Source organism: Comamonas testosteroni ATCC 11996 (assembly GCF_000241525.1).
GTDB classification, from domain to species: domain Bacteria; phylum Pseudomonadota; class Gammaproteobacteria; order Burkholderiales; family Burkholderiaceae_C; genus Comamonas; species Comamonas testosteroni.
This window is the reverse complement of the sequence record NZ_AHIL01000011.1, coordinates 86,797-107,128: the sequence shown is the minus strand read 5'-3', so window position 1 is coordinate 107,128 and position 20,332 is coordinate 86,797. Positions and strand designations below refer to the sequence as shown.

The following is a 20,332-nucleotide window of genomic DNA, read 5'->3' as shown; positions in this document are numbered from 1 at the left end:
GATCAGTAGGTGTAGACGCCCTGGCCGGTCTTGCGGCCCAGACGGCCGGCGGCCACCATTTCGCGCAGCAGGAAGCAGGGGCGGTACTTGCTGTCGCCGAATTCCTTGAGATAGACCTCCATCACGGCCAGGCAGACGTCCAGACCGATCATGTCGGCCAGGGCCAGCGGGCCAATCGGCTGGTTGCAGCCCAGCTTCATGCCGGCGTCGATGTCCTCGGCCGAGGCCGTGCCTTCGCTGAGCACCTGGAAGGCCTCGTTGATCATGGGCACCAGAATGCGGTTGACCACAAAGCCGGGAGCGTTCTTGACGGTGATGGGCGACTTGCCCAGTTTTTCCGACAAGGCCTTGACCGCATCGTGGGTGGCGTCGCTGGTCTGCAGGCCACGGATGATCTCCACCAGGGCCATCATGGGCACGGGGTTGAAGAAATGCATGCCGATGAACTTGTCGGCACGCTGGGTGGCGGCCGCCAGCTGGGTGATGGAGATGGACGAGGTGTTGGTGGCAACGATCACGTCCTGTGCCAGCAGGGTATCGAGCTGCTTGAGGATCTTGACCTTGAGCTCGTAATTCTCGGTGGCGGCTTCGATCACCAACTGTGCCGACTTCAGATCGTCGTAGCTGGTCGAGGTCTTGATGCGTGCCAGCGCTGCGCTCTTGTCGGCTTCGCTGATCTTTTCCTTCTTGATCAGGCGGTCCAGGCTGCCGGCCACGGTGGCCAGGCCTTTTTGCACGGCGGCCTCGGAGATGTCCACCATCACCACGTCGATGCCCGACACGGCGCAAGCCTGCGCGATGCCGTTGCCCATGGTGCCGGCGCCGATGATGCCTACGGTTTGGATTGCCATCTATTTGTCTCCATTCAGATAAGTGCGGTTGAACAGGAAAATGTTATCCCGGTTCTGACCGGGTTTGACCCTAGTCGGGCATGGTTGGCGTGTTAAGAGTCATCACGATGACAGTGTTTTTTCTGCACGACCGTGTTTTTCCGCGTTTCGCCGCTACAGACCTCTGGTCAGAATTTGCAGCAAAAGGAGTGCGGACATGCGTGACTATCTGGTAGTGGGAGGCGGCTCCGCTGGTGCGGTGCTGGCAGCCAGGCTCAGCGAGAACCCGCAGGTCAGCGTGACCTTGCTGGAGGCGGGTGGCGAAGACAAAAGCGTGCTCATCCACTGCCCGGCAGGGCTGGCGCTGATGGCCAAGCAGAAAAACTTCAACTGGGCCATGAGCACAGTGCCGCAGGCCGGCCTCAATGGTCGGCGGGGCTACCAGCCGCGCGGCAAGGTGCTGGGCGGCTCCAGCTCCATCAATGCCATGATCTATCTGCGCGGCCAGCCCGCGGACTACGAATATTGGAGCGCTCAGGGCAATCCAGGCTGGGGTTGGAGCGATGTTCTGCCCTATTTTCTGAAGGCCGAATGCAATGCGCGCGGTGCAGATGTGCTGCATGGCGCAAGCGGCCCTTTGCATGTCAGCGATCTCTGCGACCCGAATCCGCTGGCGCAGGCCTTTGTGCGCGCAGGCGTGCAGGCCGGTCATGCGCACAATCCGGACTTCAACGGCACAGCTCAGGAGGGCGTGGGTCTGTATCAGGTCACGCACCACAAGGGCGAGCGCTGCAGTGCGGCCAAGGCTTATCTGATGCCGGTGCGCGGCAGCCGGTCCAATCTGGAAATCATCACCGCAGCCCAGGTGCGGCGGATCCTGATGGACGGGCGCAAGGCTGTCGGCGTGGAATACGTGCAGGGGGGTCATGCCAGACAACTGCTCTGCCGGCGCGAGGTCCTGCTCTGTGCCGGCGCACTGCAGTCGCCGCAGCTGCTGATGCTCTCGGGCATAGGGCCGGGGGAGCATCTGCAGCAGCTGGGCATCGATGTCGTCCACCACCTGCCGGGAGTGGGTGAGCATCTGCACGACCATCCCGATGTGGTGCAGGTGGTGGACGGCCCGCAGCTCAAGGACAGCTTCGGCATTTCGCTCGCCGGTCTCAGGAATGTCTGGCAGGGCATGGGTCGCTGGCGCCATGAGCGCCGGGGCCTGCTGACCAGCAATTTCGCCGAAGCCGGCGGCTTTATCCGCAGCCGGCCCCAGGAGCCGGTGCCCGATCTGCAGCTGCATTTTGTGGTGGGCAAACTGGTCGATCATGGCCGCAAGACCTTGTTGGGCCATGGCTACTCCTGCCATGTCTGCCTGCTGCAGCCAAGGAGTCGGGGCAGCGTGAAGCTCGCCTCTGCCGATGCGGGCACCATGCCTCTCATAGACCCGGCCTTCTTTGCCGAGGCCGAGGACATGCAGCGCATGGTGCACGGCGTACGCCGCATGCGCGAAATTCTCGATCAGCCGGCCTTGGCCCGCTTCGAGGGGCGGGAGCTGGAGTATTCGGCAGGCGCGCGCAGCGACGAGGAGATCGAGCAGTTCATCCGCCGTTACGCCGACACCATCTATCACCCCGTGGGCAGCTGCCGCATGGGGCCAGGCGCTAAGGATGTGGTTGATGCCCGCTTGCTGGTGCATGGTGTGCAGGGGCTGCGCGTGGTCGATGCATCGGTCATGCCGCGCATCGTGAGCGGCAATACGAATGCGCCGACCATCATGATTGCCGAGAAGGCTGCAGATCTGATCAAGGCCACGTACTGACTCAGGCCAGCGGAGTCAGGTCGGAGGGGGCATGATCCTCGCCGGGCGGAGGTGTCAGAGTGGTGCATTCCACCCTTCCCCGGCCCTGATTCTTGGCTTGTTGCAGGGCGGCTCCGGCATGGCTGGCCAGCTCGTTGAGGCTCAGGCTCCTCCAGGCTGAAGGGACCAGGGCGCAACCCGCGCTGAAGTCCAGATCCATCTGCAGTTCGTACTGCGCGCCGATCTGGAATGCGGACTGGATGCGGGTCAGCAGCGACATGACACCCAATTGGTCGGCGTGAATCAGCAGGCAAAAGGATTCCCCCTGCCATCTGGCCACGACCTCGTCGCCGCGCATCTGCTTTCGCAGAGTGCGTGACATGAGCTGCAGCGCCGCATCTCCGGCCTGATAGCCATGGCGGCTGTTGACCCGGGAAAAGTGATCCATGTCGATCAGAATCAAGGCCAGAGGCAGGCCTTCGCGCCGAGCTCTGTTAAGCATGAAGCGGGCCTGGTTCTTGATGGCCTGGCGCAGCGGCAGGCCGGTCAGGCTGTCCTCTGGTGCGTTGGCAGATCGCTGACGGACTTCTTCGTCACGGCAAGCCATCAGGATCGATACGAAAAAAATGGCTGAACCTATGGGGATCAGCCACGAAAGCAGCATATGTGGACTGGGTTCCTCTGCAAAGCTGTGCAGCCAGGGAGCGTGCAAGGTGAAGTAGCCGCGTATGACCAGAATGCTGGCGACGCAAAGGCCCGCACCCAGTAGCAGATATCGCCAGGCCGTGGCGGAGTTGGTTTGCGGCGATAAGGTCAGGCAGACCAGGGTGGCAAGGCTCAAGCCGTAGCTGATATTGAACCAAGCCAGCCGGTAGGGCTTGCTCTCAATCAGAACCAGCACGCCCGCAAGTGTCAGCAGGCACAGCACGGCCAGGGAGCGGGTGAGTATCTTGTTGCGAGGTCCAAGCCAGCCCTTGAGTGCTTTATGCAGCTGCCACAGTGCACCGGTTGCAACAGCGGCGCTGGAGATCGACAGCAGCGCATTCCATGTGAAGGGTAGTACATGGCCGGCGCAGAAGACGAGCAGCCAGGCCAGCCCCTGCAAAAGCAGGAATTGCTGAGCATTTCTGGCTGCCCGGCTCATTTGCTGACCCATAAACCATGGCAGTGCAAAAGCGACCGTCATCAAATTGACGGCCACCATCAATGTCATGGAAAACTGGTCGGCCTCCGGCATGGCTGGGCTCTACTGGAAGGCCACTTCGTCAAAGCTGCGCAGCTTGCGGCTGTGCAGGCGGTCGGAGCCGCCTTCGCGCAGTATGTCGACGGCACGCATGCCGATGCGCAGGTGCTGGTCCACACGCTCTCGATAGAAATGGTTGGCCATGCCAGGCAGCTTGATCTCGCCGTGCAGCGGCTTGTCGCTCACGCACAGCAAGGTGCCGTAGGGCACGCGGAAGCGGAAGCCGTTGGCGGCAATGGTGGCCGACTCCATATCCAGCGCCACGGCTCTGCTCTGGCTGAAGCGACGCTGGGGCAGGTTGTCGGGCAGCAGTTCCCAGTTGCGGTTATCGGTGCTGGCCACGGTGCCGGTGCGCATGATTCGCTTGAGGTCGGCACGCTCCATCTGCGTGACATCGGCCACGGCCTGCTGCAGCGCGACCTGGATTTCGGCCAGCGCAGGAATCGGCACCCACAGAGGAAGCTCTTCGTCCAGCACATGGTCTTCACGCACATAGGCGTGGGCCAGTACATAGTCGCCCAGTTGCTGGCTGTTGCGCAGGCCCGCGCAGTGGCCCAGCATCATCCAGGCATGAGGGCGCAGCACGGCGATGTGGTCGGTGATGGTCTTGGCATTGGCCGGGCCCACTCCGATGTTGACCATGGTGATGCCGCTGTTGTCAGTGCGCACCAGGTGGTAGCCCGGCATCTGCGGCAGGCGCGGCGGCGCCGTGCCAAGTTCGTCAACGGCTTCTGCAGGCAGGCCTGCGCGGCGGGTCACCACATTGCCAGGCTCGACGAAGGCAATGTATTCGCTGTCCTCCTTGGCCATTTCGGCGTGACCCAGGCGGATGAATTCGTCGATATAGAACTGGTAGTTGGTGAACAGCACGAAGTTCTGAAACCAGTCGGGGGCCGTGCCTGTGTAGTGGCGCAGGCGATGCAGCGAGTAATCCACGCGCGGGGCGGTGAACAGCGACAGAGGCAGGGCCTCGCCTGCCGCCGCGCGCCAGGTGCCGTTGGCGATGCCGTCGTCCATGGACTCCAGATCCGGCAGATCGAACACATCGCGCATCAGCATGCGGCGCTCTGGCGAGAGCGAGCCTTCGATATGGTCGTTGTCAGCGAAAGAGAAATGAATCGGGATGGGCTTGTCGCTGAGGCCTACTTCGATAGGGACCTGGTGGTGCAGGATCAGCAGGCGCAGTTGCTCGCCGAAGTAGCTGGCAAACAGGTCGGGCCGGGTCAGCGTGGCCTCGTAGGTGCCTGGGCCTTCCACAAAGCCGTAGGTCAGCTTGGTATCGGCTTGCGCCACCGTGGTGGTCTTGATGCGTACAAACGGGTAGTAGGCATGAATGGGCGCGGCCGGAGTTTCACCCGCCACGAAACGCTGCATGGCAGCTCGCAGATGGTCGATTTGCTCGCGGTACAGCTGCTGCACATGGGCCAATGCCTGAGGGGCATCCGTATGGAACATGCTGCTGCTTTTATGAGAGGGTGTCGGTGTATTCGAGGCCATGCACTATTGTCTTTGTAGCAGTTGACAGTGTTGCGACATCCATGCCGAAGCCTGCTCGGCAGGTAATGGCGCTGACACGAGAAACCCTTGCATCATGGCACAGCCCATCTCTCTCAGAAGTTGCAGCTGTTCAGTGCTTTCCACACCCTCGGCCAGAATCTCCAGATGCAGGCTCTGGCCCATCTGCACGATGGCATTGACAATGGCGGCGGCATCCGGGTTGTGGGGCAGATCGGTCACGAATGAGCGGTCGATCTTGAGCCGGTCTATGGGGTGCTTGCGCAGATAGGCCAGAGACGAGTAGCCGGTACCGAAATCGTCGATGGCCAGTCCCACGCCAAGTGCCTTGAGGGCGTGCAGAGTCTGCTGCATCTGGTTGCCCGAGAGCATCAGCGTGGTTTCTGTGACCTCGATGTGCAGATAGCAGGCGTCCAGCCCCGTGTCGGCCAGGGCCTGTGCCACTTCCTTGACGACATCGCGCTGGCGGAATTCCTGTGCCGACAGGTTGACTGCCACAGGGATAGGGGGAAATCCTTGCTGCTGCCAGGCACGGGCTTGACGACAGGCCTGATAGAGCACCCAGCGGTCCACGGCTGCGATCAGCCCCCGGTTTTCGGCAAAGCCGATGAACTCGTCGGGCGAGACCAGGCCACGGTGCGGGTGCTTCCAGCGCACCAGGGCTTCGAAGCCTGAAAGCTCGCCCGTCTGCATGAGAGTCTGTGGCTGGTAATGCAGCTCGAACTCACCGCGTTCCACGGCGTTGCGCAGCATCTGCTCCTGCATCAGCATGCGTGTTGCGCGGCTCTCGAGTGCAGGAGTGTAGAACTGGGAGAAGCTGCGGCCGTGACTCTTGGCCATCTGCATGGCAGCCTCGGCATTGCTCAGCAGGGATGCCGGGCATTTCCCGTCCTTGGGATACATGGCGACGCCGACACTGACGGAGATCACCAACTGGGTGCCCTCTATCAGATAGGGTGCCTCTGCAGTCGCGCGCAGTCGTGCCAGCAGGGCCTCTGTCTCCAGCAGGCCGGGGTTGTCTGGCAGCACGACCACAAAGTCGTCGCTGCCGGTGCGGGCCACGATATCCTGAGCACCTACAGTGCTTCTGAGCCGCTGCGCCAGCTCGCACAGCAGCAGATCTCCAGCCTGATGACTGAGCGAATCGTTCACCGACTTGAATTGGTCCAGGTCCAGCGACAGCACCGCCAGCCGCGATTGCTCGCCGGCAGCCCTGGCGATGGCATCGGCCAGCAAATGGTTCAGACGTGCCCGGTTGGGCAGATGCGTCAGCAGGTCATGCTGGGTCAGATAGTCCATGCGCTGGCGGGTCTGGAGGTTTGCGGTCAGGTCGCGCAGCAGGACGATGCGATGCCTGTCCTTTTCTCCAGGCATGGTGGAGGCCTCTATCTCGACGGGGATGAGTTGGCCGTTCTTGTGCACGACCACGGACTCAAGACGATCTTCGCGCTCGCTGCGCATGTTCTGCAGCGCTCGCAGACGCGCCTCGGGCGCCACGTAATCGAGAACCGGCGTGCCGCGCAGCTCGCCAAGCGAGTAGCCAACCAGCCGGGAAAGCGCATCATTGCCGTCCATGATGATGCCGTCGCGATGCAGCACGATGGCTTCGGTGGTGATGGCGGCAAACTTGCGCATGCGCTCTTCGCTGTCGCGTATCTGTTGTGTCGCCAGATGGTGGTGGCTGACATCGGTCATCAGCGCCACGACCCCTTTGAGTACGCCTTTTTCCTCATGAGGGCGCAGTACTGCCTCGATGTGTTGCAGCCGGCCAATCTCGTTTTCGACCTGGCGGGTGTAGCGCAGCGTCTGGGTGTTGTCGACGGCCACGGAGTCCAGATAAGGTTCGATCTGTGTCCAGACCAGCTCGCCCACGATGTCACGCACGTCCATGCCCACTATGGTTTGCATGGTGTGGCCAAAGTGCTCTGCATAGCGCGCGTTGGCAAAGCGACAGGCGCGTGTGCCGGCATCAAAATAAGCCAGCATAGCGGGCGCTGTATCGGCCACCAGTCGAAGAATGGCGTCCTCATCCCTCGGTTGCTGTGCTATCAACGTATCAGGCATGCGCCTCCCTTTTCTCTGGGAGTATTTATATAGGAATCAGGTCAGCCTCGACCATGACATGTCCATCACGATAAGGGATTGTGAATTGCTTTTCAGACAACTGGCAAAGACTATTGATGTATCAAAGCACTTGGTGATATAGAGGCTCAGGAACCAGAACATGCTCAAATCCGACCTCTCAAGCTCTTCAACATGGCTGCAGCCGCACAATCTGCTGCGCCTGTCCGTAGTGGTGGCACTGCTCACCATTGTGCTCAAGACCCTGGCCTGGTGGCTGACCGGCTCGGTAGGCCTGCTGTCCGATGCGCTGGAGTCCTTTGTGAATCTGGCCGGAGCCATGTTTGCTCTGACCATGGTGACCGTGGCCAAGCGACCGGCGGATACCGAACACCCTTATGGGCATTACAAGGCGGAGTACTTCTCGGCCGGTTTTGAGGGGGTGTTGGTCATAGGTGCCAGCCTGGCGATTGCCTGGGCGGCGCTGTCGCGGCTGTGGAACCCGCAACCCCTGGAGCAGCTGAGCTGGGGCCTGATGCTGTCGCTACTCAGCACCGTCTTCAACGGGCTGCTGGCCTGGGTCATGTTGCGCTCTTCACGTAAATACCGCTCCATGGCACTGGAGGGCGATGCGCGGCATCTGCTGACCGATGTCTGGACTTCGGTGGGCGTGGTGGTCGGGCTGCTGGCCGCCGCCTTGACGGGCTGGCTGTGGGTGGATGCACTGGTGGCTCTGGCAGTGGCTGTGCATATCTGCGTGCAGGGTGTGCAACTGGTCTGGCAGTCCTCGCAAGGACTGATGGATCAGGCGCTGGATGCGCCGCAGCGCCTCAGGATTGACACTTTGCTGGATGGCTATGCCAAGCGCAACGAGGGTGTGAACTTTGACAACATCTCCAGCCGCCAGGCGGGGGAGCGCAGCTTTGTGGACTTCCACATGCATGTTCCCGGCCAGTGGAGCGTGCAGCGAGCGGCACAATTGCGTTCCGAGATTGAAGCCGCGCTGCTGCAGGCCATTCCAGGCCTGTATGCCCGCATCGAGCTGCTGCCCATGGGCATGAACACGGTCAGCGAAGTGGCTGACGGAGAGCAGGGCGGCGCAGCACAAGGCACGGCCAAGGAAGGTTTAAGTACATGATGAGTGTGATTCAGCGCGTCAAGCAGGCGCGCGTGGAGGTCGGCGGTCGTATTACGGGCCAGATCGACCAGGGCTTGCTGGCGCTGGTCTGTGCCGAGCGCGGCGATACCGAGGCCGAGGCCGACAAGCTGCTGGCCAAGATGCTCAAGCTGCGCATATTCAGCGACGAGGCCGGCAAGATGAACAAAAGCCTGCAGGACATTGGCGGAGGGCTGCTGGTGGTCAGCCAGTTCACGCTCGCGGCCGACACCAGGGGCGGCAATCGCCCCAGCTTCACTGCAGCTGCCGAGCCTGGCGAAGGTCGGCGCCTCTACGACTACTTTGTGAACCAGGCCAGGCTTGCCCACGCTCAGGTGCAGACCGGCGAGTTCGCCGCCGACATGCAGGTGCATCTGGTCAATGACGGGCCCGTGACCATCCCCATGCGCATGGAGCCTCAGGTATAGACGAAGTCAAGCCTGAGACTACATTCACCACAACGATTCCTGCAAAAGCTGTCCATGAAGAAATCCTGCAAGCCCTCTTTGCCGATCCTCGCTGCGAGCCTGACCTTGAGTCTGGTTGCAGGCGCCAGTCTGCCCATCCAGGCGCAGACCTTGAAGAAACCCGCGTTGGAGGCACTAATTGCGTCATCCGCTGCGACCCCGCCCGAATCCTTCAAGGCCTTTGCGCAGCAGGCTGCAAAGGCCGAGCCTGGCGTGGCGGCAGCCGTGCAGCGCTACATGCTCGGCCAATCTCTGTCGGACGGCCAGCTCGCGGATATCGCCCGATTGCTGGGGGTGTACAACCGTGTGACACAAGAGACGGCGGTGCTGGAGAGCCTGCAGCGCATGGTGGCGCTGCCCACGGTGCGCGATCCCAAGGTGCCTGCGCATGAGAGTCCGGCCATCCTGGATTTCGGCAAGCTCGTTGCGTCCATGGCAGCCGAGTTCGGGCTGCGCTTTCGCAATGTGGACAACCGCATCTTTGAAGTGACGCTGCCTGCCAATGCGGCGAGCCGCACCAGCGAGGCCTCCGAGTTCGGCATCCTGACCCATGCCGATGTGGTGCCGGTGGTGGCTGCCGAGTGGGTACTGGATGGCAAGCAGATCAATCCGTTCCGGGTCACCCGCGTGGGCGATCGGCTTTATGGGCGCGGCACGATTGACGACAAGGGCTCCATCGCCACCGTGCTGTATGCGATGAAGGCGGTCAAGGACAGCGGTCTGCCGCTGTCGCGCAGCATTCGTCTGATGATAGAGACCACCGAGGAAACCGGCGGCGATGCCATGAAGTACTACCAGAGCAAGACCTCGCTGCCGCAGTACAACATCGTGCTGGACAGCAAGTACCCGGCCGTGGTCGCTGAAAAGGGCACGGGCGCGCTCAAGGCCTTGTTTGCGGATGTTCCCGTGGATGCCGCCAAGCCCGCCATCACCGCCATGGCCGGCGCCGCCTCGGCCAACTCCATTGCGCAGACGGCCTCCGCCACCGTCTCTGCCACCGATGCGGCTGCGCTGGATCAGATCGCGCAGCGGCTGTCCAAGGACAAGGACGACTTTGTGCGCAGGCATGAGGCGCAGGGGAAGTTCTCCATCGATGTGCAGCGCGCCGAGGGGCAGGTCACGGTCAAGGTCAGCGGTGCTTCCGCTCACGGCTCGCGCCCCGAGGAAGGGGTGAATCCCGTGCCGCGCCTGGCGCTGTTCCTGCAGCAGAGCCTGATGCCGGATCAGGGCGCAGCACTGGTGCAGCCCAATCAGTACAGCCAGGCCGTGCGCTATATCAATGGCGTGTTCGGCCTGGACTATCTGGGCCGGCAGCTGGGCATCGCCTATGCCGATGATTTCATGGGGCCGCTCACGCTGTCGCCCAATCTCATCAAGTCCGCGGACGGCAAGCTGGAGGTGACTGCCAATGCGCGCATGCCGCGAGGCAAGACGCCGGAGCAACTGCGCGCCGAGGTGGAGCAGGGCATTGCCCGCTGGAGTGAGGCGGCCAAGGTGCCGGTCAGCGTGCAGTACACCCAGGGCAACTGGATGGCCCGCGATCCCAAGGGCGCATGGCTGAGCACCCTGCTCAATATCTTTGGCGACACCACGGGACTGGACGCCAGGCCCGTGCCGACCGCAGGCAGCACCACGGCCAAGCTCATGCCCAACGCCATCAACTTCGGCCCGGCCATGCCTGGCAAGAAGTACACGGCCCACAATGCGCTGGAGTACCAGGAGCTGCCGGATCTGCGCACGGACATGCAGATGTTCACCGAGATGCTGGTGCGCATCGGCAATCTGCAGCAGATGCAGTGACGCTGCTTACTGCATCACGTTCATGACCGCCAGGGTCATGGTTTCCACGCCGGTCTTGAACGTGGGTTCGGGTTCTGGGGCGAAGAAGGGTGAGTGATTGAAGGGCAGCGGCTTGCCGCCGGGCTGACTGGCCTCGGCCACCTTCTTGGGGTCGTACACGCCCAGGGTGTAGAACATGGATGGCACGCCCTGATTGATGAAGTCCGAGAAATCTTCGCTGGCCGTGATGGGTGAGATGGGGATCACATTGCGGTCGCCGAGTGCGGCCTTGAACAGCTTGACCGTGCGGCCTACCAGTGCCGCGTCATTGACCACGGCATCCGAGCCCTTGACCAGCTTGACCTCGGGTGCAGGAGCGCCCGACATGGCGGCTTCGGCCTTGGCCGTGCGCTCAATGCCTTCGTGCATTTTTGTGCGCACCTCGCTCTTGTAGCTGCGGATTGTTCCGAGCAGCCGCGCCTGGTCGGGAATGATATTGCCCGCGCTGCCCGAGTTGAAGGCGCCCACGGTGACCACGCCGAACTCCATGGGATCTTTTTCGCGGCTGATCACGCCTTGCACATTCACCACGAAGCGCGAGGCCATGAGCACGGGGTCTATGCCTTTGTCGGGCATGGAGCCATGGCTGCCGCGACCGTGAAACGTGATGTCCAGCGAGTCCGAATTGGAGGTCGCCGCCCCGGCCACATAGCCCACCGTGCCATAAGGCATGGAGCCGGTGTGCAGCGCAAAGGCGTAGTCGGGCTTGCCGAACTTCTGGAACAGGCCGTCGGCCAGCATGGCCTTGGCTCCGGTCACGGTTTCCTCGGACGGCTGGGCCACGAACATCAGCGTGCCCTTCCATTGCTTCTTCAGGCCCAGCAGCGCCTGGGCAGTGCCCAGCCAGCTGGTCATGTGCATGTCGTGGCCGCAGCTATGGGCGACAAAGCTCTCCTTGCCGTTGTACTGGGCCTTGGCCTTGCTCGCATAGGGCAGGCCGGTTTTTTCCTCCATGGGCAGGGCGTCCAGCTCGGTGCGTACCATGACGGTGGGGCCCGCGCCATTGCGGTAGATGGCGACCAGGCCGGTCTTGCCAATGCCCTCGGTGACTTCAAAGCCCAGCTTGCGCATCTCGGCAGCCAGCTTGGCGGCGGTGCGTGTTTCCTGGAAGCCCAGCTCGGGGTTGGCATGCAGGTCTTCGTAGATGCCGCGCAACTGCGGATACATCTGGGCGATCAGCTGCTGCAGCTGGGGTTTGAGCGGCTGGGGATCCAGCTCTGCTGCCTGGGTCGAGCCCAGGGTGAAGGCCAGCGTGGCGACGGCGCAGAACTTGCGGGTAAGGCTAGGGTGCATGTGAGGGTCTGTGGTTGGCTTCAAACAGAGGCGGCCATTGAAGACCGCGCTTTCAGACTAGGAGCATGGCCGGCTCGAATTGAAGAGGGGCAACCCGCAAACGACACCGTGAATAGCGATGGCTCAAGGCTTTTGCGGCGCAGGCCCGGGATAATCCGCTCCCATGAATACCTCCACCAGCGCCGCCCAGGCCTCTGACTCCACCGCTTTCTCGGCGCTGCCCCTGTCCCCCGAAATGCTGGCCAACCTCCAGCAGCTCGGCTATGCGCAGATGACGCCCATCCAGGCCGCCAGCCTGCCGTTGACCCTGCAGGGCAAGGACCTGATCGCCCAGGCCAGCACCGGCAGCGGCAAGACGGCTGCCTTCGGCCTGCCCATGGTGGACCGCCTGAACCCGCGCTGGTTTGCCGTCCAGGCCCTGGTGCTGTGCCCCACGCGCGAACTGGCCGACCAGGTCGCCACCGAGATCCGCCGCCTGGCGCGCGCGCAGGACAACATCAAGGTCGTCACCGTCTATGGCGGCGTGCCCTCGCGCAACCAGATCGCTTCGCTGGAAAACGGCGCGCACATCGTCGTCGGTACACCCGGGCGCGTGATGGATCTGATGGAGCGCGGCAAGCTCGACATCGGCAACCTCAAGACCCTGGTGCTGGACGAGGCCGATCGCATGCTGGACATGGGCTTTCTCGGCGACATCGAAACCGTGGTGCGCCAATGCCCGGCGGATCGTCAGACCTTGCTGTTCTCGGCCACCTACCCCGAAGGCATTGCCTCGCTGGCCAGCCGCTTCATGCGCGATCCTCAGACCGTCAAGGTCGCAACCCAGCACAGCGCCGGCAAGATCGCACAGCGCTGGTACGAGGTTGGCGCTCGTGACAAGGTGGACACCGTTGCCAAGCTGCTGGCGCACTTCCGCCCCGAGTCGAGCATTGCCTTTTGCAACACCAAGCAGCAATGCCGCGACGTGGTGAGCGAGCTGCAGGCTCAGGGCTTCAGCGCTCTGGCCCTCTTCGGCGAGCTGGAGCAGCGCGAGCGCGACGAGGTGCTGGTGCAGTTTGCCAACAAGAGCTGCAGCGTGCTGGTCGCTACCGATGTGGCGGCGCGTGGCCTGGACATTGCCGATCTGTCGGCCGTCATCAATGTCGATGTCACGCCCGACCCCGAGGTTCATATCCACCGTATCGGCCGCACGGGCCGTGGCGATGCCGAAGGGCTGGCGCTGAATCTGGTGTCCATGGACGAGATGGGCAGCGTGGGCAAGATCGAGCAGCTGCAAGGCCGGGCTTCGCAGTTCTTCCCCGTGGAAGAGCTCACGCCCGCCGCCGGTGGCGAGCTGCTGCCGCCCATGATGACCATCCAGATCATCGGCGGGCGCAAGGAAAAGATCCGCGCAGGCGACGTGATGGGCGCCATGTGCGCCGACTTCGGCTACAGCCGCGAGCAGATCGGCAAGATCAGCGTCAACGACTTTTCCACCTATGTGGCCGTGGATCGCAAGATCGCCTCGGCGGCCTGCGCCAAGCTCAATGGTGGCAAGGTCAAGGGCAAGACCGTCAAGGCGCGGCTGCTCTAAGCACGTCAACACGTTCTAAGCACCGTCCATCAAATTGATCTCCAGCGCTTTCCCACAAAGCGCGGGATGCTCACAAAAAAGCCTTCTCGGTCACGAGAAGGCTTTTTGCTTTGGACGCCGCTTCAGCCTTTGGCGAAGAACAGCCCTGCCATCACCAGCCCCGTGGCCACAATGCCCCAGCGCAGGACATGGGGCGCAATCCTGCGCGCCACGCGCGCTCCCAGATAGCCGCCCAGGGTGGCGGCCGCCATCATGACCAGGGCCAGCTTCCACTCCACAATGCCGCCCACGGCGTAGATCACCACGGCAATCGCCGTCAGCAGGGCCGAGACTAGGTTCTTCATGCCGTTCATGGCGTTGAGCGAGGTCTGGCCCAGCAGGCCGAACAAGGCCAGCAGCAAAATGCCCAGGCCGCCGTTGAAGTAGCCGCCATAGATGGCCACGATCAGCATGCCTGCAGCGGCCTTGGCCATCGATGGGGTGGCATGAGCGGCATTCTTGCCCGCAGCCCAGGCGCGCAACTGCGGGCCGAAGGCGAACATGGCGGTGGCGGCCAGCAGCAGCCAGGGCACGACCTTGCGGAAGGTGGCGTCGGGCGTGAACAGCAGCAGCGCCGCACCCGCAGAGCCGCCGATCAGGGACAGCGCCACCACCTGTTTCATGGACAGGCCTGGCGGGGACTGCATATCGTCCTTGAAGCCCCATGCACCCGCCATATAGCCCGGCAGCAGGGCCACGGTGCCCGTGGCATTGGCAATCACGGGCGGCACGCCGGTGAAGACCAGCGCGGGAAGGGTCAGAAAGCTGCCGCCGCCGGCGACCGCGTTGAGCGCGCCGGCCGTGAAAGCTGCGGCCAGCAAAAGGGCGAGGTGGCCCAGGTTCTCCATGTTCTTGTCTCCTGATTTTCTCTATCGGCTTTGCGCCTTGTGGTTGGGGTCGATCTTAGGTGCTGGCCTGTGTCGCCTCTTTTCTTTTTCTTGCGTAGTTAATTATTTTTGGAAATAAAAGAATGTGAAAACAGTATTTTGAGGAATAAGTGATTGTTTTGACAATCAACTCCTTAGTTAAGGAGTTTTGCCGTGAATCTGCCCCGTTTTCTCTCCCGCACCGCTTGGACCATGCTGGCCGCAAGCTGTGTATCGGGCGCAGCCATGGCACAGCAGCCGGACTTTCCGGCGCGCATGGTCAGGCTGGTGGTGGCCAACGGCCCTGGCAGCGCTCCGGATCTGCTGGCTCGCCAGGTAGGCAATCTGGTGGGCAGGGACTGGAAGCAGGCCATCGTGGTGGAAAACAAGGGCGCGGCCGGCGGTGTCTCGGCCGTGGATTCCGTGGTCAAGGCCCAGCCCGATGGCTACACCTTGCTGGTGGGCGGCGACAGCGCCATCACCATCATGCCCAATGTGCAGCGCAATCTTCCCTATGACGTCAAGAACGACCTGGTGCCGGTGACCAAGCTGGGCCAGTCCGACTTCGTGCTGGTGGCCAACCCCAGGAGGGGTTTCAAGACCTTGCAGGACTTTGTGGCCTACGCCAAATCGCACCCGGGCAAGATCAACTACGCCTCCTCGGGCACGGGCGGCGCCCAGCACCTGGCCATGGAGCAGTTCAAGCAGCGCGCAGGCTTTTTCGCCACGCATATCCCCTATCGCGGCGGTCCTCAGGGTCTGCAGGATGTGCTGGCCGGCCAGGTCGATGTGATGCTGATTGCGATCGCTCCGGCGCTCACCCAGATCCAGAGCGGCAAGCTCACGGCACTGGCCGTGTCCGGCCTGCAGCGTCATGCTCTGCTGCCCCAGGTGCAGACTCTGGCCGAGAACTACAAGGGCTTTGAGGCCGGCGCCTGGTTCGGCCTGTTCGCACCCAAGGGCACGCCGGCTGCCGTGGTCCAGACCATCGCCCAGGACACTGACAAGGCGCTCAAGGACCCCGAGCTGCGCAAGAGCCTGCTGCAGCAGGGCATCACTCCCGTGGGCGAGGGCCAGCAGGTGTTTGCCAGACAGATCAAGACCGAAGACGTGCGCGTGGCCCAACTGGTACGCAGCATCGGCCTGAGTGTGGAGTAAGCCCGGCCGGGGTGCTCTCATAAAAAGAGCTGACTGCGCCTGTCATTCTTGATTTTCAAGGCTAAAAGCCTTTGAAATACATGATTGACCTGCGCAGGCAGCTCTGTTTTCAGGAGTCTACGGCACGTGGGCCGATGCCTGTCCGCTATTTGGCGTAGGGGTCCTCGTAACCCATCTCCTTCATGATGTCGGTCTCGTAGGCCTCCATCTCTTCGGCGTCTTCCTCGCTGGTCTCGTGGTCCCAGCCCTGGGCATGCAGCGTGCCATGCACCAGCAGGTGGGCGTAATGCTCTTCCAGGCTCTTGTTCTGCTCCTGGGCCTCGCGCTCCACCACGGGGGCGCAGAGCACCAGATCGGCCATCACGGACGGCTCCTGCTGATAGTCGAAGGTCAGCACATTGGTCGCGTAGTCCTTTTTGCGGTACTCGCGGTTGAGCTTGCGGCCTTCCTCGGCATCGACGATGCGCACCGTGATCTCGGCATCCACGGCCAGCGCATGGCGGATCCAGCGCGTGACGCGGCTGCGGCTGAGCAGTTCGCGGTGGGCGGCCGCCTCGGCGCTGGGGCCGAATTGCAGCGATAGTTGCAGTTGATTCAAGGTCATTTTGGCTTTTAGCCCTTATTTGGTAAGTGCTAGTAGCTATGGATTTTGATTAAAGCTCGTCGGCCGTGGGCAGCGAGCGGGCCGTACGCGGGCTGCTGGCGCGGTGCTTGGGCGCCGAAGTGCCTTCGGACACGCGCCCGCGTGCATCGTAGGCGTCCACGATGCGCGCCACCAGCGGGTGGCGCACCACGTCGGCGCTGGTGAAGTGGTTGATGGAGATGCCCTTGACACGCCTGAGCACGCGCTCGGCATCGACAAGACCGCTGGGCGCTCCCTTGGGCAGGTCGACCTGGCTCACATCGCCCGTGACCACGGCCTTGGCGCCAAAGCCGATGCGGGTCAGAAACATCTTCATCTGCTCGGGCGTGGTGTTCTGCGCCTCGTCCAGGATCACGAAGGCGTTGTTCAGCGTGCGCCCGCGCATGAAGGCCAGCGGCGCGATCTCCAGCGCATTGCGCTCGAAGGCCTTCTGCACCTTCTCGTAGCCCATCAGATCGTAGAGTGCGTCGTACAGCGGGCGCAGGTAGGGGTCCACCTTCTGCGTCAGGTCGCCGGGCAGAAAGCCCAGGCGTTCGCCAGCTTCCACGGCGGGCCGGGTCAGCACGATGCGCTGCACGGCGCTGCGCTCCAGCGCATCCACGGCGCAGGCCACGGCCAGATAGGTCTTGCCCGTGCCGGCCGGGCCGATGCCGAAGCTGATGTCGTGGTTGGCGATGTTTTCCAGATACAGCGCCTGGTTGGGCGTGCGGGCGCGCAGATCGGCACGGCGCGTGGTCAGCTGCGGTGCCGTCAGATCGGCTTCCAGCATCTCGACATCGCCGGCCAGCATGAGCTGCAGCGTATCCTCGGCAATCACGTAGTCGGCGATCTCATAGAGCGCCTGCAGCAGCTCCAGCGCTTCATTGGCCTTGGCCTTGGGGCCGTCGATCTTGAACTGCTCGTGACGGTGAGCGATCTTGACGCCCAGCGCGACTTCGATGGTGCGCAGATGCGCATCCGCCGGGCCGCAGAGATGGGTCAGGCGCGTATTGTTATGGGGAGTGAAGGTATGGCGCAGGATCACGCGGATAATTTCTCAAAAGAATCGCCGCACGGTGCGGCAAAGGATTTCAATGATAGGCAAATTGACTGGAACGCTGCTGGAAAAAAACCCGCCCGAAGTCCTGGTGGACTGCGCCGGCGTGGGCTATGAGGTGCAGGTGCCCATGAGCACCTTCTACAACCTGCCCGCCAATGGCGCCAAGGTGGCCCTGCTGACCCATTTCGTGGTGCGGGAAGATGCCCAGCTGCTGTTCGGCTTCGCAACCGCCCGCGAGCGTCAGACTTTTCGCGAACTCATCAAGATCACCGGCATAGGACCGCGCATGGCATTGGCCGTGCTCAGCGGCATGAGCATCGATGATCTCGCGGACGCGGTATCGCAGCAGCAAGCAGGGCGATTGGTCAAGGTGCCCGGCATCGGCAAGAAAACCGCCGAGCGTCTGCTGCTGGAGCTCAAGGGCAAGATCGGCGCGGATACCGGTGCGCAGTCGCTGTTTGCCAACAACAACGAGCAAAACGATATCCAGCAGGCACTGATGGCGCTGGGCTATTCCGACAAGGAAGCCTCGGCCGCCCTCAAGAAACTCCCACCCGATGTAGGGGTGAGCGAGGGCATTAAGCTCGCGCTCAAGGCTTTGACCAAATAGCTTCGCTGGCCCTGTGCCAGTCCGATCGTGAACGGCAGGAGAACACGAGATGTATTGGTGGATACAGGGCAGGCGCGTTTCCTCTCGATGCGCAAGCCTGATGCTGGTGGTGCTGACCGCTTGCGGCGGCGGAGGAGGCGGAGGCGGAGGCAATGTTCAGGACCCGGGCCCTGGCGGCGCAGGTGTCGGTAACGGCGGCGGCAATGGTGCGGGCGTCTCAGAGACCAGTCCCCCACCGGGTCCGCCCACAGCATATGTGCTGGATTCGCTGATAGTGCCTGTCGCCCAGACTGCGGCTTCGGCCAGAGGCGTGGCCGTGGCATCCGTGGCCGTGCGGCCCAAGGCCGTCGATCTGGCATTGCCGCAGTGGAGCGACGCGCCTTCGCCGGTCATGCCCAGGCCCGGCATGCCCATGCAGATAGGGGCGCCGCGGGCGCTGTCATCGCTGCAGTCCGCAGGCGATATGGCACGCACGCTGCGCTGGTCCGAGACCCCGGAGGGCGGTCAGGTGGCGGCGATCAGCATCACCTCGGCCGGCGCCCATGGCCTGCGGCTGGGCCTGGTGGTCGATGCCATGCCCGATGCCGCCGAGCTCAGGCTGTACCGCAAGGATCGCAGCAAGACCGGGTTCGAGACCACTGGCAAGGCCGTCAACGAGGCCATTGCGCGCAACCGCCGCGCCGACGGCGATACCCGGGCGGCCGGCATCTGGTGGACCCCCGACCTGGGGGCCGATGAGGTCACGCTGGAGATTGCACTGCCTGCGGGACTGTCGACATCGCAGCTGCGCATTGCCATTCCCACGCTCACCCATGCCTATGTCAACCTGGCCCTGCCCGTGGAGCTGGAGCTGCGCGATAGTCTCGTGCCCAGAAATGTGGGCGATGCCGCGGGTTGCGAGCTCGATGCCAGCTGCGCCGATCAGTACGCCACCGAGCGCAATGCCGTGGCGCGCATGACCTATGTGGGCTCAGACAACCGCTACTACTACTGCACGGGCTCCCTGCTGAACAACACGCGGCGCGATTTAACGCCGTATTTCCTGTCGGCCAATCACTGCATATCGACCCAGGCATCGGCCACCTCGCTGCGCACGGACTGGTTCTTCCGCTCGGCCAGCTGCAACAGCTTCGAGCCCAGCGCCCAGACCACGGCGCTGCAGCGCGGCGCCACCTTGCTGTATGCCACGGCGGCGCACGATGCCACGCTGATGCGGCTCAATGACGCAGCGCCCGCCGGTGCGACGCTGGCCGGCTGGGATGCGAGAGGCACGGCAGTGACGGGGACGGCCATCTACGGCCTGCATCACCCGCAGGGCGACTTGCTCAAATACAGCGAAGGCCAGGTGCAGAGCTACCGAAACTGCAGCTTGAGTGCCGGCAGCATCACCTGCAACCCAGGCAATGCCCAGAGCGATTTCGTGAACGTCGGCTGGAGCAAGGGCGTGACCGAAGGCGGCAGCAGCGGATCGGCCATGTTTGCGGGCGGACGTGTCGTGGGCACGCTGTCCGGCGGCAGCAGCTCGTGCACGGTCAGCGGCGGCTCCGACGTCTACAGCCGCTTCGACCGGACCTTCAGCAGCCAGATCGGGAACTGGCTGGCACAGTGACGGAGTGCCGGACCGGGCCGGGTCTATTTCCCCTGCAACTGCCTGACGGCGGCCTTGGTCTGCTCCACATGGGCCAGCGGGTCGCTGCTGACAAGGGCGAACTTCACCTTGCCGTCCTGGCCCACCACATAGGAGATGCGGTCGGCCCTGGCCGGGTTGGCGGCAGCCCCCGCGTCATAGGCCTTGATGGTGACGGCCTTCGGGTCCGATGCCACGGCAAACTGGTCGCGGCAGGCCTCGGTGGAAAAGCGCTTGAGGGTGTCGATATCGTCATGCGACATGCCCACCACCGTGGCTTTCATGGCAGCGAACTGGGGCGTGGCCTCGGCAAAGGCATGGGCTTCCAGCGTGCAGCCCTGGGTGAAGGCCTTGGGGAAGAAATACAGCACCACCGGCCCTTTCTTGAGCGCCTCGGCCATATCGAAGTCGAAGGCCTTGCCGGCGACGGCTGCGGGCGTCTTGAAGCTCGGTGCAGCATCGCCGGGCTTGAGCGCGGCCTGGGCCGGGACGGACAGGCAAAGCAGGGCGGCCGTGCAGGCCAGGGTGTGAATACGCATGAAAAATCTCCTGAGGTCTTTGCCGCCATTGTGCGCAAAGCCCGG

The 20,332-nt window shown here is 63.0% G+C and carries 17 protein-coding genes; 8 read left to right on the top strand and 9 right to left on the bottom strand.

Going from position 1 to position 20,332, the window contains the following annotated elements:
* Positions 1-2: 2 nt before the first annotated feature.
* On the bottom strand, positions 3-851 hold the full coding sequence (locus CTATCC11996_RS04505; protein WP_003050821.1) for a 3-hydroxybutyryl-CoA dehydrogenase: 849 nt from the start codon (positions 849-851) through the stop codon (positions 3-5).
* Positions 852-1,047: 196 nt separating this feature from the next.
* On the opposite strand from CTATCC11996_RS04505, the gene CTATCC11996_RS04500 reads away from it, so the two are divergent.
* Positions 1,048-2,640 carry a GMC family oxidoreductase gene (locus CTATCC11996_RS04500; protein ID WP_003073586.1) on the top strand — a complete coding sequence of 531 codons (1,593 nt, stop codon included), beginning with the start codon at positions 1,048-1,050 and terminating at the stop codon, positions 2,638-2,640.
* Between the two features lies 1 nt (position 2,641).
* On the opposite strand, the gene CTATCC11996_RS04495 is transcribed toward CTATCC11996_RS04500, so the two are convergent.
* The 3 genes from CTATCC11996_RS04495 to CTATCC11996_RS04485 are packed head-to-tail and all read right to left on the bottom strand — an operon-like array spanning position 2,642 to position 7,441.
* On the bottom strand, positions 2,642-3,856 hold the full coding sequence (locus CTATCC11996_RS04495) for a GGDEF domain-containing protein (protein WP_003073585.1): 1,215 nt from the start codon (positions 3,854-3,856) through the stop codon (positions 2,642-2,644).
* Positions 3,857-3,865: 9 nt separating this feature from the next.
* On the bottom strand, positions 3,866-5,317 hold the full coding sequence (locus CTATCC11996_RS04490) for an AMP nucleosidase (RefSeq protein WP_003073583.1): 1,452 nt from the start codon (positions 5,315-5,317) through the stop codon (positions 3,866-3,868).
* A gap of 45 nt (positions 5,318-5,362) precedes the next feature.
* Positions 5,363-7,441, bottom strand: coding sequence for a putative bifunctional diguanylate cyclase/phosphodiesterase (locus CTATCC11996_RS04485; protein ID WP_034348210.1), 2,079 nt, complete (start codon positions 7,439-7,441; stop codon positions 5,363-5,365).
* 160 nt (positions 7,442-7,601) lie between these two features.
* Between CTATCC11996_RS04485 and CTATCC11996_RS04480 the strand changes: the two genes are divergently transcribed.
* The 3 genes from CTATCC11996_RS04480 to CTATCC11996_RS04470 are packed head-to-tail and all read left to right on the top strand — an operon-like array spanning position 7,602 to position 10,861.
* Positions 7,602-8,576: a cation diffusion facilitator family transporter gene (locus tag CTATCC11996_RS04480; protein WP_003073580.1), complete on the top strand. Its 975-nt coding sequence runs from the start codon at positions 7,602-7,604 to the stop codon at positions 8,574-8,576.
* Positions 8,573-9,022 (top strand): D-aminoacyl-tRNA deacylase, encoded by a 450-nt coding sequence (dtd, locus tag CTATCC11996_RS04475; RefSeq protein WP_003073578.1) that lies wholly within the window; start codon positions 8,573-8,575, stop codon positions 9,020-9,022. Before CTATCC11996_RS04480 ends, dtd begins: the two co-directional genes overlap by 4 nt.
* A gap of 54 nt (positions 9,023-9,076) precedes the next feature.
* Positions 9,077-10,861, top strand: a complete 1,785-nt coding sequence (locus CTATCC11996_RS04470) for a dipeptidase (RefSeq protein WP_003073576.1) — start codon at positions 9,077-9,079, stop codon at positions 10,859-10,861.
* A 6-nt stretch (positions 10,862-10,867) separates the two neighbouring features.
* Here the strand turns inward: CTATCC11996_RS04470 and CTATCC11996_RS04465 are convergent, their stop codons facing one another.
* Entirely contained in the window at positions 10,868-12,193 is a 1,326-nt protein-coding gene (locus CTATCC11996_RS04465) for an amidohydrolase (protein ID WP_003073575.1), read from the bottom strand.
* Between the two features lie 163 nt (positions 12,194-12,356).
* Here CTATCC11996_RS04465 and dbpA point away from each other — a divergent pair, with 163 nt between their 5' ends.
* Positions 12,357-13,766 carry an ATP-dependent RNA helicase DbpA gene (gene dbpA / locus CTATCC11996_RS04460; RefSeq protein ID WP_003073573.1) on the top strand — a complete coding sequence of 470 codons (1,410 nt, stop codon included), beginning with the start codon at positions 12,357-12,359 and terminating at the stop codon, positions 13,764-13,766.
* A gap of 122 nt (positions 13,767-13,888) precedes the next feature.
* On the opposite strand, the gene CTATCC11996_RS04455 is transcribed toward dbpA, so the two are convergent.
* Positions 13,889-14,653 carry a sulfite exporter TauE/SafE family protein gene (locus CTATCC11996_RS04455; RefSeq protein WP_003073571.1) on the bottom strand — a complete coding sequence of 255 codons (765 nt, stop codon included), beginning with the start codon at positions 14,651-14,653 and terminating at the stop codon, positions 13,889-13,891.
* Between the two features lie 192 nt (positions 14,654-14,845).
* On the opposite strand from CTATCC11996_RS04455, the gene CTATCC11996_RS04450 reads away from it, so the two are divergent.
* A complete protein-coding gene (locus tag CTATCC11996_RS04450) occupies positions 14,846-15,829 on the top strand; it encodes a Bug family tripartite tricarboxylate transporter substrate binding protein (RefSeq protein WP_003073570.1) in 984 nt (327 codons plus the stop codon).
* Between the two features lie 145 nt (positions 15,830-15,974).
* Here CTATCC11996_RS04450 and ybeY read toward each other — a convergent pair whose 3' ends face one another.
* The gene (gene ybeY, locus CTATCC11996_RS04445) at positions 15,975-16,433 is read right to left on the bottom strand and encodes an rRNA maturation RNase YbeY (RefSeq protein ID WP_003073568.1); all 459 of its coding nucleotides are present in this window, start codon (positions 16,431-16,433) and stop codon (positions 15,975-15,977) included.
* 49 nt (positions 16,434-16,482) lie between these two features.
* The gene (locus CTATCC11996_RS04440) at positions 16,483-17,496 is read right to left on the bottom strand and encodes a PhoH family protein (RefSeq protein ID WP_003073564.1); all 1,014 of its coding nucleotides are present in this window, start codon (positions 17,494-17,496) and stop codon (positions 16,483-16,485) included.
* 49 nt (positions 17,497-17,545) lie between these two features.
* Between CTATCC11996_RS04440 and ruvA the strand changes: the two genes are divergently transcribed.
* Together ruvA and CTATCC11996_RS04430 are read left to right on the top strand one after the other, a co-directional pair.
* Positions 17,546-18,121 (top strand): Holliday junction branch migration protein RuvA, encoded by a 576-nt coding sequence (ruvA, locus tag CTATCC11996_RS04435; protein ID WP_003073563.1) that lies wholly within the window; start codon positions 17,546-17,548, stop codon positions 18,119-18,121.
* Between the two features lie 49 nt (positions 18,122-18,170).
* Positions 18,171-19,730: a trypsin-like serine peptidase gene (locus CTATCC11996_RS04430; protein ID WP_034348208.1), complete on the top strand. Its 1,560-nt coding sequence runs from the start codon at positions 18,171-18,173 to the stop codon at positions 19,728-19,730.
* Between the two features lie 23 nt (positions 19,731-19,753).
* Here the strand turns inward: CTATCC11996_RS04430 and CTATCC11996_RS04425 are convergent, their stop codons facing one another.
* Positions 19,754-20,287: a peroxiredoxin gene (locus CTATCC11996_RS04425; protein ID WP_003073559.1), complete on the bottom strand. Its 534-nt coding sequence runs from the start codon at positions 20,285-20,287 to the stop codon at positions 19,754-19,756.
* Positions 20,288-20,332: the final 45 nt, after the last annotated feature.